The sequence below is a fragment of the Actinomadura coerulea genome, assembly GCF_014208105.1.
GTDB classification, from domain to species: domain Bacteria; phylum Actinomycetota; class Actinomycetes; order Streptosporangiales; family Streptosporangiaceae; genus Spirillospora; species Spirillospora coerulea.
Window position 1 is genome coordinate 5,060,332 of record NZ_JACHMQ010000001.1, and the last position, 15,764, is coordinate 5,076,095.

The following is a 15,764-nucleotide window of genomic DNA, read 5'->3' on the forward strand; positions in this document are numbered from 1 at the left end:
GCGCGTTCCATCGCACACCCCAACAGCCACACCCCCGCCCCCGGCGTGGCGTAGCCTTCCCCCCGTGGCTCAGTACGCGGCGTACGCCTCCAACATGGACCCCGAGCAGATGGCCGGCCGGGCTCCCCACTCGCCCATGCGCGGCACCGGCTGGCTCGCCGGCTGGCGCCTGACCTTCGGCGGGCAGGACAAAGGCTGGGACGGGGCCCTCGCGACGGTCGTCGAGGACGACTCCGAGCAGGTCTTCGTCGTCATCTACGACGTGCCCGACTGGGACGAGAAGGAGCTCGACGCCTGGGAGGGCGCCGCGCTCAACGTCTACCGCAAGATCAGGGTGCGGGTGCAGACGCTCGACGGCGACGCGCTGTGCTGGATGTACGTCCTGGACGACTACGAGGGCGGGCTGCCGTCCGCGCGCTACCTCGGCATCCTCGCCGACGCGGCCGAGAAGGCCGGCGCGCCCGACGACTACGTCAAGGACCTGCGCACACGCCCCTGCAAGTCGCTGGGCGACTGACCGGCGGCGGCGGCCGCGCGGCGGCCGGGCGGCGGCCGGGCGGCGGCCGGGCGGCGCGGCGGTAGTGTCGGCAACGTGAGCAACGACGCTTTTGCACTCGCACGGGACGCCGCGGACGAGCTGCGTTCCCGCACGTCCATCGACTCCTTCGACGTCGCCCTCGTCATGGGGTCCGGGTGGGTCCCGGCGGCCGACAGGCTGGGCGAGCCCGCCGCCGAGCTGACGGTGGCCGAGCTGCCCGGGTTCGCGCCGCCGGCCGTGGAGGGCCACGCCGGGCGGATCCGGGCCGTGGAGATCGGCGGGCGCAACGCGCTGGTGTTCCTCGGCCGCACGCACCTGTACGAGGGGCGCGGCGTCGACTCGGTCGTGCACGGCGTCCGGACGGCGCTCGCCGCGGGCGTCAAGACGATGGTGCTCACGAACGCGGCGGGCGGGCTGCGGCCCGAGCACCAGCGGGTGGGCGACCCGGTGCTGATCTCCGACCACCTGAACCTGTCCGGCGCGAACCCGCTGACCGGCGCGACGTTCCTGGACCTGACCGAGGCCTACTCGGGGCGCCTGCGGGCCCTGGCCAAGGAGGCCGACCCGACCCTGCCGGAGGGCGTCTACGCGGCGTTCCGCGGGCCGACCTACGAGACGCCCGCCGAGATCCGCATGCTGCGCACGCTGGGCGCCGACATGATCGGCATGTCGACCGTGCTGGAGACGATCGCGGCCCGCCAGGGCGGCGCGGAGGTGCTCGGCATCTCCCTCGTCACCAACATCGCGGCGGGGCTGTCGGACGAGCCGCTCGACCACGAGGAGGTCCTCGCGGCGGGACGCGCGTCGGCCGGCCGCATGGGCACCCTGCTCGCCACCGTCCTGGCGAAGCTGTGAGCGACCTGCGCGCGCGGGCCGAGGAGTGGCTCGAGCAGGACCCGGACCCGCGGACGCGCGCCGAACTGCGGGCGATCCTCGACGCGGGCGACGAGGCGGCCCTCGCCGCCCGGTTCGGGACCCGGCTGGAGTTCGGGACGGCCGGGCTGCGCGGCGAGCTCGGCGCCGGGCCGAACCGGATGAACCGGGTGACGGTCATGCGCGCCGCCGCCGGACTGGCCGCCCGGCTGCCCGCCGGCGGCCGGGTGATCATCGGGTTCGACGCGCGGCACGGCTCCCGGCGGTTCGCCGCCGACACCGCGGCCGTGCTGAGCGGGGCGGGGCTGCGTCCCGAGGTGTTCGCGGACCCCGTCCCGACGCCGGTCCTCGCGCACTTCACCCGGGCGTTCGACGACGTCGTGGCGGGCGTCATGGTCACGGCCAGCCACAACCCGCCGCGCGACAACGGCTACAAGGTGTACTGGGCGGACGGGGCGCAGATCGTCCCGCCGACGGACGCGGAGATCTCCGCCGCGATCGACGCCGTCGGCCGCGTCGACGAGCTCCCCCTCGGCGAGGGGTGGCCCGTCCACGAGGGCGCCGGCCTGTACCTGGACGCGGTGTCGTCCCTGCGCCTCGGCGGCGACCGGGACGTGTCGATCGTCTACACGCCCCTGCACGGCGTGGGACGCGACGTCCTGCTCACCGCGTTCGAGCGCGCCGGGTTCCCCGCGCCGGCCGTCGTCCCGGAGCAGGCCGAGCCCGACCCGGACTTCCCGACCGTCGACTTTCCCAACCCGGAGGAGCCGGGCGCGCTCGACCTGGCGCTCGGCCTCGCCGAGGCCCGCGGCGCCGACCTGGTGATCGCGAACGATCCGGACGCCGACCGCTGCGCCGTCGCCGTCCCGGGCCCGTCCGGCTGGCGGGCCCTCACCGGGGACGAGGTCGGCGGGCTGCTGGCCGAGCACGTGCTGCGGCACACCACCGGCGACGACCGCCTGGTCGCGACGACGATCGTGTCGTCCTCGCTGCTGCGCTCGATCGCCGCCGCGCACCGCGTCCGGTTCGCCGAGACGCTCACCGGATTCAAGTGGATCATGAAGGCGGGCGGGGCCCCCGGGGGGCCGTCCCCCCACGGGGGACCCGACCGGCTGGTGTTCGGCTACGAGGAGGCCCTCGGGTACAGCGTCGGCGACGACCGGGGCGTGCTCGTCAACGACAAGGACGGCATCGGCGCCGCGCTCGCCCTAGCCGCGCTCGCGGCCGACGCCAGGCGCGACGGCCGCACGCTCCTCGACCTGCTGGACGCGCAGGCCCGCCGGTACGGGCTGCACGCGACGTCCCAGCTGTCGGTCAGGGTGGAGGACCTTTCGCTGATCACCGCGGCGATGGCCCGGCTGCGCTCCGATCCCCCGCGCGAGCTCGGCGGGCGGCGCGTGGAGTCCTTCGACGACCTCGCCCTGCCCACCGGGGACCTGCCGCCCACCGACGGGCTGCGGTTCCGCCTGGCCGGGGGCTCGCGGGTGGTCGTGCGCCCGTCGGGGACGGAGCCGAAGCTGAAGTGCTACCTGGAGGTCGTCCTCCCGGTGGACGGGGACGTCGCCGAGGTCCGCGCGCGCGCCGCCGCCGACCTGGAGGCTTTGCGCGCGGACGTGTCCGCGGCCCTCGGCTGACCGGCCCCTCGGCCGGCGACCGGGACGCCGCTCAGGTCACCGCGCCCACGATCAGGAGGGCGACGACCACCGCCAGCGGGACGGCCAGCGAGGCCACCGCGGGAACGGACCACCTCACCGTCCCCCTGGCGGCCCCGTCCCCCTCCTCCGCCTTGGCCTTGGCCGCCTTGTCCGGCGCGCCCGACCGGGCCTTGGGGCGCTGCCGCTCCTTCATCTCGTTCAGCTGCTGGGCCGCGTACGCGGTCGGCGTCCGTCCCCGCAGGTCGAGGCCCTGGGCCTGGCCCTTGCCCTTGCCCTTGCGGGCCTCCTTCTCCGCGCGGGCCTCCGCCTTGGCCTGCGCCCGGGGCGAGGTCTGCAGCACCCACGCCCGGGTCTCCAGGTCCGTCCCGTCAGGGCCGGCGAACACCACCGTCAGCGCGTTCTTGCCCTCGATCCGGCGGACCGCGCCCCACGGCGCCCGGACGTCCCGCAGCGGGTTGCGGATCGTGATTCCGTCCTCGCCGCCGGCGATCAGCGGCCGCAGCCCGACCGAGTAGGCGATCCCGCAGCCGAGCAGCAGCAGGAACGCGATCGTCACCGTCGTCAGCGAGTAGTCGGGATCGCCGGTGATGCCGACGAACAGGTCGACGAGGTTGAGGGCGGCGAACACCAGCCACGCGTACGCGGCGACGCGCCCGCCGGTGGAGCGAATGGTCATGGCTCGATCATGCCAGGGGCCGGGCGCCGCTCCACTTGAGCTGCGCGAAACCGGGCTTGATGACCCCGTTGATCAGTTCGAGCCGCTCGTTGAACGGCGCGAACGCCGACTTCATCGCGTTCACCGTGAACCACTGAAGATCGTCCCATCCGTAGCCGAACGCGTCGGCGAGCTTGGCGAACTCCTCCGACAGCGTCGTGCCGCTCATCAGCCGGTTGTCGGTGTTGACCGTGACCCGGAAGCTCAGCCGCCGCAGCAGCCCGATCGGGTGCTCGGCGATCGACTTCGCCGCGCCCGTCTGGATGTTGGAGGTCGGGCACATCTCCAGCGGGATCCGCTTGTCGCGCACGTAGTCCGCGAGCCGGCCGAGCCGCGCCTCGCCGCCCTCCACCTCGATGTCGTCGATGATCCGCACGCCGTGCCCGAGCCGGTCGGCGCCGCACCACTGGATCGCCTGCCAGATCGACGGCAGCCCGAACCCCTCGCCCGCGTGGATCGTGAAGTGCGCGTTCTCGCGCTGCAGGTACTCGAACGCGTCCAGGTGCCGGGTCGGCGGGTACCCGGCCTCGGCGCCCGCGATGTCGAACCCGACGACGCCCGCGTCCCGGTACCGCACGGCCAGCTCCGCGATCTCCATGCTGCGCGCCTGGTGGCGCATCGCGGTGACGAGCGTCCCGACGCGGATGCCGAAGTCCTCGCGGCCGCGCGCGAAGCCGTCCAGGACGGCCTCGACGACCTGCTCCAGCGACAGCCCCTCGCGCAGGTGCTGCTCGGGCGCGTACCGGACCTCCGCGTAGACGATCCCGTCGTTCGCGAGGTCCTCGGCGCACTCGTACGCCACCCGGGTGAGCGCCTCGACGGTCTGCATCACCCCGACGGTGTGGGAGAACGTCTCCAGGTACCGTTCGAGCGATCCGGAGTTGGACGCCTCCTCGAACCATGTCCGCAGGGCGTCCGCGTCGGTCGTGGGCAGGTCCCCGTACCCGGTCTCCCGCGCCAGGTCCACGATGGTGGCGGGCCGCAGGCCGCCGTCCAGGTGGTCGTGCAGCAGCACCTTCGGCGCGCGGCGGATGTCCTCAAGAGTAGGCCGATCGTTCATTCCCCGAACCTACCCGGCGGTCGAGGAACGCGGCGACGAGCGGGGCGATCTCGTGGAGGTGCGTTTCCAGGGCGAAGTGGCCCGTGTCGAACAGGTGGAGTTCGGCGTCCGGGACGTCCCGCAGGTACGCGCGGGCACCGGGCGCGGGGAAGAACGGATCGCCGCCGCCCCAGACGATGAGGGTCGGCGGGAGGTGCTCGCGCAGCCAGGCCTGCCAGCGGCCGTAGCGCTCGACGTTGGACCTGTAGTCGAAGGCCAGCGCGACCTGCGCCTCCTTGCGTCCCGGCAGGTCGAGGAAGTGCTGGTCGAGGGTCCACCCGTCCGGGGCGATCGATTCGGGGCGGGCGACCCCCGCCTCGTACTGGCCGCGGGTGCCGTCCAGGGTCAGCAGGCCGCGGACGGTCTCCTCCGCCCCCGGCGCGCCGGGACGCAGGGCGATGAACTCGCGGGCGCCGTCCGAGAGGCCCTCGTCGTAGGCGTTGCCGTTCTGGACGACCAGGCCCGCGATCCGTTCGGGGTGCCGCTCGGCCAGCCGGAAGCCGACCGGGGCCCCGAAGTCGAACACGTACATGGCGAAACGGGTGAGCCCGAGCCGCTCCACGAAGCCCTCCACGACGTCGGCGAGCCCGTCGAAGCCGTAGACGAAGTCGTCCGGCGCACGCGTGTGGCCGAAGCCGGGGTAGTCCGGGGCGATCAGCCGGTAGCGGGCGCCGAGGAGGTCGATGAGCCGGCGGAACTGGTGCGACGCGGACGGGAAGCCGTGCAGCAGCAGCAGGACGGGCGCGTCCTCCCGCTCGGGGAGGGACTCGCGGTAGAAGACGCGGACTCCCTGCACGTCGGCGTAGCGGTGGACGGTAGCGGCGGTCGAGAGCATCACTAATGCCTTTCAATGCGGATGATGCATTAGGTATAGCGATGCCCGCCTAACGGGTCAACCCTTCGATGTACCGTTAGGGCATGGACGATCCGAGCCCGCTGATCGGTGAGCCGCCGGCCCTGGACCTGGTCAACACGCGCCCCGCGGGCGCCGACCTGCTGTCCACGCCGGACGATCTGCGCGCCTGGCTGCGCCTCCAGGCCGACCGGTTCGACGAGGCGCGGGCGTTCGCCGCCGCGGACGCGGCGCCCGGGTCGCTGGATGCCGTCCGGCACGTCCGCGAGCACACGGCTCGGGCGCTCGACCGCGTCCGCCGCGGCGGGCCGCCCTCGGCGGACGACCTGGAGGCCCTCGGCCGGGCCCAGCTCGCCGCCCCCGCCGTCACCGAGCTGACCTGGAACGGCCGGAGCCTGCTCGCGGCCCGCCGCCGCGCCGGCCCGCCCGGCCTGCGGCCGGCGGCGTGGCTGGCCGAGGCCGCCGCCGACCTGCTCGCCGACCCGGCGGTCACCACGGTCCGTGAATGCGAGGCCGACGACTGCGTGATGCTCTTCCTGCCCGCCCACCCACGCCGCCGGTGGTGCTCGGCCGCCCGCTGCGGCAACCGCGTCCGCGTGGCGCGCCACTACCGGCGGCACAGGCCCGCGGACACCGGCCGCGCGTCCTCCTGACATGCCGAGGCGGAGGCGCACGAGCGCCCCCGCCTCACCGGACGCTCAGTGACCGGCCTTCGCGTACTCGCCCATGCCGCCCGCGAAGTCGAACACGACGCAGGGCTCGTCCCCGACGATCCATGCGTCGTGGCCGGGCGGAAGGACGAAGACGTCACCGGGGCCGACCTCCTGCTCGGCGCCGTCCCGCGTGAGGATGCGCATCCGCCCCTCGGCGACGTAGCCGTTGTGGTAAACCTCGCACAGGTCGGTGCCCGCGAGGTCCTTCACCGACTCCGTCCAGCGCCATCCGGGCTCGAACGTCGCCTTCGCGAAGACGAGGCCGCTGAGGTTGACGATCTCAAGGTGCCCCCTGGGGAAGTCCCGCCGATCGTCCGGCTTCTCGATGCTCTTGATCTCCGTCATGATGGTTCCCCCTTACTCCCTCACTTTCACGCTCGCACCGGCACTGACCTGCGTCAAGACATCCGAACCGGGCATTGCGCGGCGACCGCGGACCAGCAGCGCCGGGGTCGCCAGGGACAGCACGCCCGCGACCGCGACGGCGGTGCGGGGGCCGGTGAGCCCGGCCAGCACGCCCCACAGGCCCGTCATGGCCGCGATCGTCAGCTTGCTCGTCACCGACCACGCCGACAGCACGCGGGCGACGCGGTCGGGCGGCGTCCACTCCAGCCGGCAGGTGGCGTACAGCGGGTTGAACACCCCCATGCAGGTGATCAGTCCGAGTTCGACCCCGATGACGAGCACCAGCCCGGCGACGCCCGGGCGGACGAAGGCCAGCCCGAGCAGCCAGCACGCGCGCAGCGTCCCGGAGACGAGCATGATCCGGGGCCGTCCGAACCGCGCGGCCAGCGGCCGCGCCAGCCGCGAACCCAGGAGCCCGCCCACGCACGGGGCGGCGAACGCCAGCGCGTACTGCCACGGCGCGAAGCCGAGGTCGCCGAGCATCAGGACGGCCAGCACCGGCGCGGTCGCCATGATCAGCCCGCCGACCAGGATCTGGTTGAGGAACAGCGGGCGCAGCGCCGGGCTGGTGAGGATGTGCCGCCACCCTTCGAGCAGGTCCCCGGTCCGGAGACCGGCGCCCCCGCTCCGGACCGGGCGCGGCTCCGTCCCGCCGATCGCGCGGATCCCCGCCGCCGACAGCAGGAAGCTGACCGCGTTGGCCGCCACGGTGACCAGCGGGCCGAACAGCCCGATCGCGGCCCCGCCGAGCGGCGGCCCGAGCATGGTGGCGGTCCAGCTCGTGGACTCCAGCCGCCCGTTCGCGGCGAGCAGGTCGTCCGGCCGGACGAGCGTCTTCAGGCAGGCCCCGCTCGCCGCGGTGAAGGCGATGTCGGCCGCGGCGACGACGACCGACACGACCAGCAACTGGGCGAAACCGAGCCCGCCTAGCAGGAACGCGGCGGGCAGGCTCAGCAGCGCCGCGCACCGGACCAGGTCCATCGCGATCATCACGGGCCGCTTGCGGCGGAACTCCACCCACGGGCCGAGCGGCACCGCCACCGCCGCCCCGACCAGCAGGCCCGCGGCGGCCAGCGCCGACACCCGGGCCGGTCCGGCGTGCAGCACGGTGATCGCGATCAGGGGGAACGCGTCGAAGGCGAGCCACGTCCCGAACGCGCTGACCGCGTAGGCCGTCCAGAGCCACCCGAACGGCCGTCCCAGTGACCGGCTTGCCCCCATGCCCCCGCACCCCTCACCATGCCCTCGTCGGCCAAGGGGATCTAAGCGGGAGGCAGGGCAACCGATCAAACAACCGGCGGGCGGCCTCACAACCGAAGGTTGTCACCGCCGGCGTGGCGGGGAGCCCAACGCGGCCAGGGCGCCCGGCACCCCGCCTCTCGCGCGGCTCCGCAAGCGCCTCACCGTTGCCCACACCCCCGCCACGCCCCCGCCGCACCTCCCCCGGACGCCGGGCTCTGGGCGGACCGCCTCAGCGGCTGAGGCGCTGGTAGCGGCGGACCGAGAGCGGCAGGAACACCACCGTGAGCACGATCGGCCAGATGATCGCCATCAGCAGGGCGTGCTGCTCGACCCAGGTGGCCCCGACGGCGGCCGGGTTGCCGAACAGCTCGCGGGACGCGGTCACCGTCGCCGACACCGGGTTCCACCGCGCGACCGCGCCCAGCCAGTCCGGCATGAGGGACGGCGCAACGAACGCGCTGGAGATCATCGCGAACGGGAACGCCACCGCGAAGAGGCTTCCGGCCGCCTCCTCGTTGGGTACCAGCAGCCCCAGCAGCACACCGATCCAGATCAGAGCGAAGCGCAGCAGCAAGAACAGGCCGAACGCGGCGAGAGTGCCGAGCAGGCCGCCGCTGGAGCGCCAGCCGATCGCCAGCGCGGTCAGCGCCAGCACGAGGAGGTCGAGCGTCGCGGCGATCAGATCGCCGACGCCGCGTCCCGTGACGACCGCCGACGGCGCCATCGGCATGGACCGGAACCTGTCGGTGACGCCGCGCGCGCTGTCGTGGACGACGACGTACGCGGTGTTCATGAACCCCATCGCCATCGTCATCCCGAACATGCCCGGCATCAGGAACTCGCGGTAGTCGCCTCCCCCGGGCACCGACATCGCGCTGCCGAAGACGTAGCCGAACAGCAGCACCGAGACGATCGGGAACCCCAGCTGCCATGCGATGCTGCTCGGCTGCCGGACGTAGTGGGTCAGGCCCCGCAGGACGATCGTCCAGCAGTCCGCGACGGCCCAGTGGAGCCGCGCGCCGGGGCCCTCCTCGGCAGCGGTTCCGCCGGCGGCGCTCATGCCTCCACCTCCGCCTTCGCGTCCTCGGCCTTCGCGTCCTCGGCTGGCTGCCCGGTGAGGCGCAGGAACACCTCGTCCAGGGTCGGGCGCCGAAGGCCGATGTCCTCCACGGCGATGCCGTCGTCCTGTAGCGAGCGGGCGACCTCGGTCAGCGCGGCCACCCGGTCGGCGACGGGCGCGTGCACCCGCGCCGCGTCCGCTTCGACCCGCGGTTCCGCGGACGCGACGCGGGCGACGACGGCCGCGGCCGCGGCAAGGGTGGCGGGATCGCGCACCACGACCTCGATCCGGTCGCCGCCGATCAACCGCTTCAGCGAGCCGGGCGGGCCGTCCGCGATGACCCGGCCCCGGTCGAGAACGGCGATGCGCCCGGCGAGCCGGTCGGCCTCCTCCAGGTACTGCGTCGTCAGCAGGACGGTCGTGCCCTGCTCGACCAGCGCCCGGACCGAGCCCCACACCTCGTTCCGGCCGCGGGGGTCGAGGCCCGTGGTGGGCTCGTCCAGGAACAGGACGTCCGGCGCCAGGATCATGCTGGCCGCCAGGTCGAGACGGCGGCGCATCCCGCCGCTGTACCCCTTCACGCCCTTGTCCGCGGCGTCCACCAGGTCGAACCGCTCCAGCAACTCCTCCGCGCGCTCGGCCGCGCGTCGGGCGCCGAGATGGAACAGCCGGCCGAACATGCGCAGGTTCTGCCGGCCCGTGAGGACCTCGTCCAGCGCGGCGTGCTGCCCGGCCAGCCCGATACGCCGGCGCACCTGCTTGGCCTGCGCGGCGACGTCCAGGCCGACCACCCGCGCCCGGCCGCCGTCCATCCGGACGAGTGTGGCCAGGATGCGGACGGCGGTGGACTTCCCAGCGCCGTTCGGGCCGAGCAGGCCGTAGACCATGCCCGTCGGCACCGCGAGGTCGAAGCCGTCGAGCGCCCGTCTCTCCCCGTACACCTTGTGGATCCCCTCGGCGAGGATCGCCTCCTCCGACATGCCGCCTCCCATTTTGCGTATGCCATACGCGAATTAGAGTACAACATACGCAAAGTCGCGGTCCCCGAGCCCGCGGCGGGGTTGTAGCGTCAGGGTGCAGCCGAAGGAGAGCGGAAGATCCATGACGACGGAGCACGGCGACGGGCGCGACCTCGGGCGGAGCCTGGAGCTGCTGTGGGGCGACCAGACCCGCCCGTCCCGGGGCCGCCCGGCCGCGCTCAGCCTTGACCGGGTCGTCGCCGCGGCCGTCGAGGTCGCCGACGAGCTCTCCCGGTCCCAGGGGCTCGACGCGCTGTCGATGCGCTCCATCGCCACCCGCCTCGGGGTCGGGACGATGTCGCTCTACCGCTACGTCCCCGGCAAGAGCGAACTGCTGGACCTGATGCTCGACCACGTCATCGACGTCCCCGAGGAGGGCGGGCGGGAAGACGGGCGGAGCTGGCGCGAGATCCTGACGGCCGAAGCCCGCCACCACTGGCGGATGTGCCTGGACCATCCCTGGTACCCGTTCGTGGACCAGAGCCGGCCCCTCCTCGGCCCGAACGGCCTGCGCGGCCTCGACCGGCTCCTCGGCCTGCTGCGCCCGCTGGGCCTGAGCGACCGGAACCTGCTCATGATGATCAGCACTCAGGTCGACTACGTGGAGGGCATAGCACGCCGCTACATCAACGAACGCCGCGCGGAGGCGCGGACCGGCGTCAGCAACCAGGAGTTCTGGGAGGCCCAGGCGCCGACCCTGGTGGCGGCGCTCACCGGCGGCGGCTACCCCACCATGGCCGCCCTCTCCGACGACGCCTTCGACTTCTCGTTCGAGCAGCTCTTCGACTTCGGCCTGACCCGCCTCCACGACGGCTTCGCCCGCCTCATCGACGAGCACACCGGGTGACGCAGGCCGCCCCGGCCTCGATGATCCACACGCCGGGCCGGGAGCGCGCCGGATCGGCCGCTGGCCGGTCAGAGGGCGCTCAGTACGGGGAATTCACTGATCGGGCAGCTCAGCGGCTTGCGTACTTGAGAAATGGACGGACGTCTCTTGTCGGGGGGATCGGCAGCGTCGGTCCCCCCAGATCCCCACTCGACCAAGGAGAACCATGGCCAATTCCGTCAGCCTTAGGGTGTCCGGTGCCCCCGACCAGGTCCGCGCCATCGTGGAGGCCGCTCTTTCGCCCGAGGGCTTTCGTTTCACGTGGGAGAACGCCGGTCAAGGCATCGTCGAGAAGGGGACCCGCGCCAAGGCGATGCTCCTCGGTGCCTTCGCCACGCACTACAAGTACCACCTGCTGCTCAGGCCGCAGCCTGACGGAAGCGTGGTCGTCGAGCTCGGGCTCGCGACGACCGGTCTGTCCGGTGGTGCCACCGGCGCCGTCAAGCTGCGGAGGAAACTCGACGAGGTCGGCCGGATCCTGACCACCGCGTTCCAGACCTCCGGCACCCTGATCCAGGCGTGAGCTCGCACCCCGGGGGCCCGCCTCGCAGGAGGGGCCGGTGCCCGGGGTCGCCGGCGCCTGTCCTCCCCCTGAACGGCGATGACGGCGTCCAGCCCGGCCAGGTGTCACCGGGCGCCGCAGCCGACGAGGACGGTGATCCGGTGGGCTACCGGACCGCCGTCTCGGCGGCGTAGACGATGACGTTGTCGCGGTAGCCCCGCTCGGCCCGGTCGAAGGCGCCGCCGCAGGTGACCAGGCGGAGCGCGGGATGGTCGAGCGGGCCGTAGACGCGCGCGGTGGGGAAGCGGCCCTTCGGGACGCGCTCGACGGACTCGACGGTGAACACGGCGACCCTGCCGTCCGCGCGGCTCACCTCGACGCGGTTCCCGGGCCTCAGGCGGCCCAGGTCGTAGAAGACCGCCGCGCCCTTCGCGGAGTCGACATGGCCGAGGACGACCGCCGCGCCGCGCTCGCCGGGGGCGGGCCCGCCCTGGTACCAGCCGGCCTCCCCCGGCCGGCCGGCCGGGGGGACCTGCACCTCGCCCCCGGCCCGGAGGCCGAGGCGGACCAGCGGCGCCCGCACCCCGATGGACGGGATGGACACCCCGACGGGCAGGGAGCGGCCCAGCACCGGCCCGTGCCGGTCGACCGCCCGCGTGGTCGCGGCCCACGCGGGCGGGCCCTTTTCCTCAATGGCCGGCGATGCGCCCGCCCGGCAATCTAGGAAAGGTTCGCGTGGTGGCCGCCGCATCCCAGCACGGCCTGGGCGATCCGCTCGGGCTGTTCGGCGACCACGGCGTGGCTGCCCGCCACTTCGAGCACGCGCAGGTGCGGCCGATCGGCGGTGAGGGCCAGCAGGTCGCGTCGGATCCCCGCGCGCTGCGCCGGCATGAGGTCGCCGACGCGGCCCGGCAGGCCGGGCAGGTTCTCGGTCGCCAGGACGAACAGGGCGGGGCAGCGGATGCCGGCCACCGCCGCGACGCTGTCCTGGAAGTACGGGTCGTACCTGATCTGCCTGGCCAGCTCCGCGTCCGGCCGCGCGTAGACGCCCTCATCGGTGGTGCGCAGCGCCCGCTGGGGAAGCATCGCGGCGTGGGCCTCGGGCAGCGGCCGGGCCATCGCCTCGGCCTGGGCGTCGAAGAGCGCCTTGAGCTCCGCCAGCAGCGGGGCCAGTTCGTCATGGCCGATGCCCGCGTAGTGCCGCGGGGCGGTCTCGGCCGAGCGCAGGCCGTCGATGTTGACGATCCCGGGACCGTCCGGGTGGCGCAGGGCCCACCGCACCGCGACCATGCCGCCGAGGGAATGGCCGACCACGAGCGGAGCGGTCAGGCCGAAGTGGTCGACGACCGCCTGCACGTCGTCCAGGACGGCCTCCCACTCCCACGGCCCGTCGCCGGACAGCCCGTGGCCGCGCAGGTCCATCGCGACGACCCGGTGCGCACCGGTCAGCAGGGGCGCGACCGCGTCCCAGTGCAGGAGGGTGCCGCCCAGGCCGTGGAGCAGCAGCACGGGAGAGCCGCCCCCGCCGTGGTCGCGGACCGCCAGGCGGACGGGACGGTCATCGATGATCACTTCTCGCGGTGGCACGGATGCTCTCCTGGGGTCGGTCGAGCCGTTCGCGGATGGAGGAGGTGGTGACGCCGCCGTCCGGATCCCGGTCGAGCTTGCCGCGTCTCACCAGGTCGTGGACGCCTTGCCGGGTGATGCCGAGCATCGCCCCCGCCGTGGAGAACGAGACGGCCGCGGCGGGATGGGCGGCCGTGCGGGCCACCGCCCGCCCCAGCGCGGTACGCCACCACGAGGCGGGCGGGTCGAAGGGGCCGTCGCCGGGGAACAGCACCCCGATGAGCCGGGCGGCGGTCAGCGTGGCCCGCTCCCGGTCGGGGCCGAGCAGCTGTGCCGCCCAGACCTCGGCCTCGACGCGCAGCCGGTCCCTGATCGGGCCGAGCGGCTCGTCGGAGGCCAGGAGGATCTCCAGGGGGTCGAGGATCCGCGTCTCCAGCATCCGGACCAGCTCGGCCACGAATTCGACGTGGTCTTCCGTGGTCGTCACTTGACGAACGATAGCAAGTACTTGCGCATCTGCGTCAAGTAGCTCTCCACGCCGGTGCCCGGCGCTACCGGGCGGCGATGGTGAAGACCTGGCCGACCGCGTTCCCGGAGCCTTCGCAACGCCACGGCGAACAAAGCGCGCGCCCGGAACGCCGGGTCGGCGGTCCGGGCGCTGCTCTTCAACGGTCACCCCGCAGGACGGCCCGCAGGGGCGGGCCGGCGCCCTGCCGGGTCAGCCGTTGGTGAGGGGCAGGGTCAGGGTGCTGCCGCGCAGGTCGACCTTGACCTTGGTGCCCGCCGGGTAGCGGAGCGTGTAGGCGTGGTCGGTGGCCAGCACCATGAGGCCGATCCGGTGGCCGGGCTTGAAGACGTAGTCGTACGGCTGCATGGGCCAGCTGAACGTGTAGTCCTTGCCGGGCTTCACCGGGGTGCTGCGCCAGATCGACTCGCGGTTGCGCACATCCGTCCAGCCGCGCGTCACGATCTTGAACGGGGTGACGGCGGTGGTGTACCTGCGGACGGTCCGGCAGCCCTCGTCGCCGGGGATCGAGTCGCCGTAGCACCACCGGTCGGACGTCGGGCCGAAGCCGGAGACGCGCTCGTCGGAGCCGTAGTCGACCAGGAGGGCCGACAGGTACGGCGAGCGTCCGTCGACGGAGGCGCGCAGCTTGATCCGCGCCGTGCCGCTGAGCCGCATGGCCCTGGTCAGCTTCGGCGTGAGGTAGACCAGGCGGTTCGGGTCCGCCGCGTCCGGGTTCGCGGCCAGCTCCTCGGCCTTGCGGGACGGGTCGTCCACAAGCTGCTGGGTACCGTTGCCGCGCTCGCCGAGGCCCTTGGCCGACAGGCCGAGCGGCACGGGACGGGCCGAGGCCTCCGGCCAGTCCTTGTGCGTCTCCCACTGGCCCGGGGTGCGCTCCAGGTCGACCTTGGGCTGGCGCATGATGTCGTTGCGGACGTTGTAGAGCTCATGCGCGAACCACAGGTTCAGCGATTCGAGCCACACGCTCTGGCGGACGTCCAGAGGCTCGTCGTGCGCGGCCTGGTGGATCCAGAGCTTGCGGTCGACGCCCGCCTTCTTCAGCCCGTCCCACAGCAGGGACATCTGGATCGGCTTGACGTTCCAGTCGGCGAGGCCGCTGGTCATGAACACGCTGGCCTTGAAGTGGGGCGCGGACTTGGCGAAGTTCCGCTCGTCCCAGGTCCGGTTGTAGTCGCCGGTGACCCGGTCCATCTTCTTCTCGAGGTCGTGCATGACGGGCGCGCAGACCGCGAGGTCGCGGCGGGACAGCACGGCCTTGGCGTGCAGGTCGAGGTCCTCGCCCTCCCAGCCGTCCGGTGCGACGACGCCGCCGTTGGCGCGGTACTCGTCGTACCAGTTGGAGACGCCGGAGATGGACACGACCGTCTTGAGGCCGGACACGCGGGTCGCGGCGGCCGCCAGGGGCAGCGTGCCGTCGTAGGACTTGCCGGCCATGGCGACGTTCCCGGTCGACCAGCCCGCACGGATCTTGTTGCCCTGGGCGTCGTACGCGGTCGCCTTGCCGGTGAGCCATTCGATGACCGACTTCATGCCCTGCGCCTCGTTCGGTCCGACGGCGGTCGGGCAGCCGTCGGAGTCGCCCGTGCCGAGCGTGTCGGCCGCGAGGACGGCATAGCCGCGGGAGACGAAGTAGTTGTCGTAGTAGACCCGCGAGTAGCTCGTCGGGCCCGGCGGGCCGGGCGGCGGCGTCCACGGCGCGAGGCGCGGGTAGTCCGTGACGTCGGCCGGGTGGTACGGCGGGTCCTGGAGGCCCGCGTAGTAGGGGCTGCCCTCGAGGATCGACGCGACCTTGAGGCCGCCGCCCGTCTCCTTGGGGCGGGTGATGTAGACGGAGACGCGGTCGCGTTCGCCGTCATTGTCGCTGTCCACGGTCGTCTCGACGAACACCTTCTCGCGGATGGCGTCCTTGAACGAGAACGTGGGCTGCGTCTTGCCGTCCTTCACCACGATGTGGGGACGTCCCGCGTCGGCGTACGCGGGCACCGTGCCGGCCACGAGGCCGACCGTGCCCGCGAGCGCCGCGGCGGAAAGGAGTGAGAGTCGCACCATCCGCTCCTTGGCTGCTGAGAGAAACCTGATCAGCTTCCAGAGCGGACACAACGCCCGTCAACG

At 73.2% G+C, this 15,764-nt stretch carries 17 protein-coding genes; 6 read left to right on the plus strand and 11 right to left on the minus strand.

Annotation, left to right across the window (positions count from 1 at the left end; genetic code table 11):
• The first annotated feature begins 64 nt into the window (after window positions 1–64).
• The 3 genes from BKA00_RS23145 to BKA00_RS23155 all read left to right on the plus strand — a co-directional run bounded on the left by BKA00_RS23145 (window position 65) and on the right by BKA00_RS23155 (window position 3,045).
• A complete protein-coding gene (locus BKA00_RS23145) occupies window positions 65–517 on the plus strand; it encodes a gamma-glutamylcyclotransferase family protein (RefSeq protein WP_185028212.1) in 453 nt (150 codons plus the stop codon).
• 75 nt (window positions 518–592) lie between these two features.
• Window positions 593–1,393 carry a purine-nucleoside phosphorylase gene (locus BKA00_RS23150; RefSeq protein ID WP_185028213.1) on the plus strand — a complete coding sequence of 267 codons (801 nt, stop codon included), beginning with the start codon at window positions 593–595 and terminating at the stop codon, window positions 1,391–1,393.
• Complete coding sequence (locus BKA00_RS23155) at window positions 1,390–3,045, plus strand: phospho-sugar mutase (RefSeq protein WP_185028215.1); 1,656 nt, start codon at window positions 1,390–1,392, stop codon at window positions 3,043–3,045. Before BKA00_RS23150 ends, BKA00_RS23155 begins: the two co-directional genes overlap by 4 nt.
• A 31-nt stretch (window positions 3,046–3,076) precedes the next feature.
• Here BKA00_RS23155 and BKA00_RS23160 read toward each other — a convergent pair whose 3' ends face one another.
• From BKA00_RS23160 to BKA00_RS23170, 3 genes are read right to left on the minus strand one after another with little or no spacing between them, the layout of a single operon-like run.
• A complete protein-coding gene (locus tag BKA00_RS23160) occupies window positions 3,077–3,742 on the minus strand; it encodes a PH domain-containing protein (RefSeq protein ID WP_185028218.1) in 666 nt (221 codons plus the stop codon).
• Window positions 3,743–3,749: 7 nt separating this feature from the next.
• The gene (locus BKA00_RS23165; protein WP_185028220.1) at window positions 3,750–4,841 is read right to left on the minus strand and encodes an adenosine deaminase; all 1,092 of its coding nucleotides are present in this window, start codon (window positions 4,839–4,841) and stop codon (window positions 3,750–3,752) included.
• Complete coding sequence (locus BKA00_RS23170; protein ID WP_185028222.1) at window positions 4,819–5,715, minus strand: alpha/beta fold hydrolase; 897 nt, start codon at window positions 5,713–5,715, stop codon at window positions 4,819–4,821. Before BKA00_RS23170 ends, BKA00_RS23165 begins: the two co-directional genes overlap by 23 nt.
• Window positions 5,716–5,798: 83 nt before the next feature.
• On the opposite strand from BKA00_RS23170, the gene BKA00_RS23175 reads away from it, so the two are divergent.
• On the plus strand, window positions 5,799–6,386 hold the full coding sequence (locus BKA00_RS23175) for a CGNR zinc finger domain-containing protein (protein WP_185028224.1): 588 nt from the start codon (window positions 5,799–5,801) through the stop codon (window positions 6,384–6,386).
• Between the two features lie 45 nt (window positions 6,387–6,431).
• Here BKA00_RS23175 and BKA00_RS23180 read toward each other — a convergent pair whose 3' ends face one another.
• From BKA00_RS23180 to BKA00_RS23195, 4 genes are all read right to left on the minus strand, one after another.
• A complete protein-coding gene (locus BKA00_RS23180) occupies window positions 6,432–6,791 on the minus strand; it encodes a cupin domain-containing protein (protein ID WP_185028226.1) in 360 nt (119 codons plus the stop codon).
• A 12-nt stretch (window positions 6,792–6,803) separates the two neighbouring features.
• A complete protein-coding gene (locus tag BKA00_RS23185) occupies window positions 6,804–8,072 on the minus strand; it encodes an MFS transporter (RefSeq protein WP_185028228.1) in 1,269 nt (422 codons plus the stop codon).
• A 250-nt stretch (window positions 8,073–8,322) separates the two neighbouring features.
• A complete protein-coding gene (locus BKA00_RS23190; RefSeq protein WP_185028230.1) occupies window positions 8,323–9,153 on the minus strand; it encodes an ABC transporter permease in 831 nt (276 codons plus the stop codon).
• Complete coding sequence (locus BKA00_RS23195) at window positions 9,150–10,133, minus strand: ATP-binding cassette domain-containing protein (protein ID WP_185028232.1); 984 nt, start codon at window positions 10,131–10,133, stop codon at window positions 9,150–9,152. Before BKA00_RS23195 ends, BKA00_RS23190 begins: the two co-directional genes overlap by 4 nt.
• 121 nt (window positions 10,134–10,254) lie before the next feature.
• Between BKA00_RS23195 and BKA00_RS23200 the strand changes: the two genes are divergently transcribed.
• Window positions 10,255–11,019, plus strand: a complete 765-nt coding sequence (locus tag BKA00_RS23200; protein ID WP_185028235.1) for a TetR/AcrR family transcriptional regulator — start codon at window positions 10,255–10,257, stop codon at window positions 11,017–11,019.
• Between the two features lie 205 nt (window positions 11,020–11,224).
• On the plus strand, window positions 11,225–11,581 hold the full coding sequence (locus BKA00_RS23205; protein ID WP_185028237.1) for a hypothetical protein: 357 nt from the start codon (window positions 11,225–11,227) through the stop codon (window positions 11,579–11,581).
• Window positions 11,582–11,726: 145 nt separating this feature from the next.
• Here the strand turns inward: BKA00_RS23205 and BKA00_RS23210 are convergent, their stop codons facing one another.
• From BKA00_RS23210 to BKA00_RS23225, 4 genes are all read right to left on the minus strand, one after another.
• Window positions 11,727–12,191, minus strand: a complete 465-nt coding sequence (locus BKA00_RS23210) for a class F sortase (protein ID WP_230298905.1) — start codon at window positions 12,189–12,191, stop codon at window positions 11,727–11,729.
• 89 nt (window positions 12,192–12,280) lie between these two features.
• Window positions 12,281–13,147, minus strand: coding sequence for an alpha/beta fold hydrolase (locus BKA00_RS23215; protein ID WP_185028241.1), 867 nt, complete (start codon window positions 13,145–13,147; stop codon window positions 12,281–12,283).
• Window positions 13,119–13,613, minus strand: coding sequence for a hypothetical protein (locus BKA00_RS23220; protein ID WP_230298906.1), 495 nt, complete (start codon window positions 13,611–13,613; stop codon window positions 13,119–13,121). The genes BKA00_RS23215 and BKA00_RS23220 overlap by 29 nt, the downstream gene beginning before the upstream one ends.
• A gap of 231 nt (window positions 13,614–13,844) precedes the next feature.
• Window positions 13,845–15,701 carry a Xaa-Pro dipeptidyl-peptidase gene (locus BKA00_RS23225; RefSeq protein WP_185028243.1) on the minus strand — a complete coding sequence of 619 codons (1,857 nt, stop codon included), beginning with the start codon at window positions 15,699–15,701 and terminating at the stop codon, window positions 13,845–13,847.
• Between the last annotated feature and the right edge of the window lie 63 nt (window positions 15,702–15,764).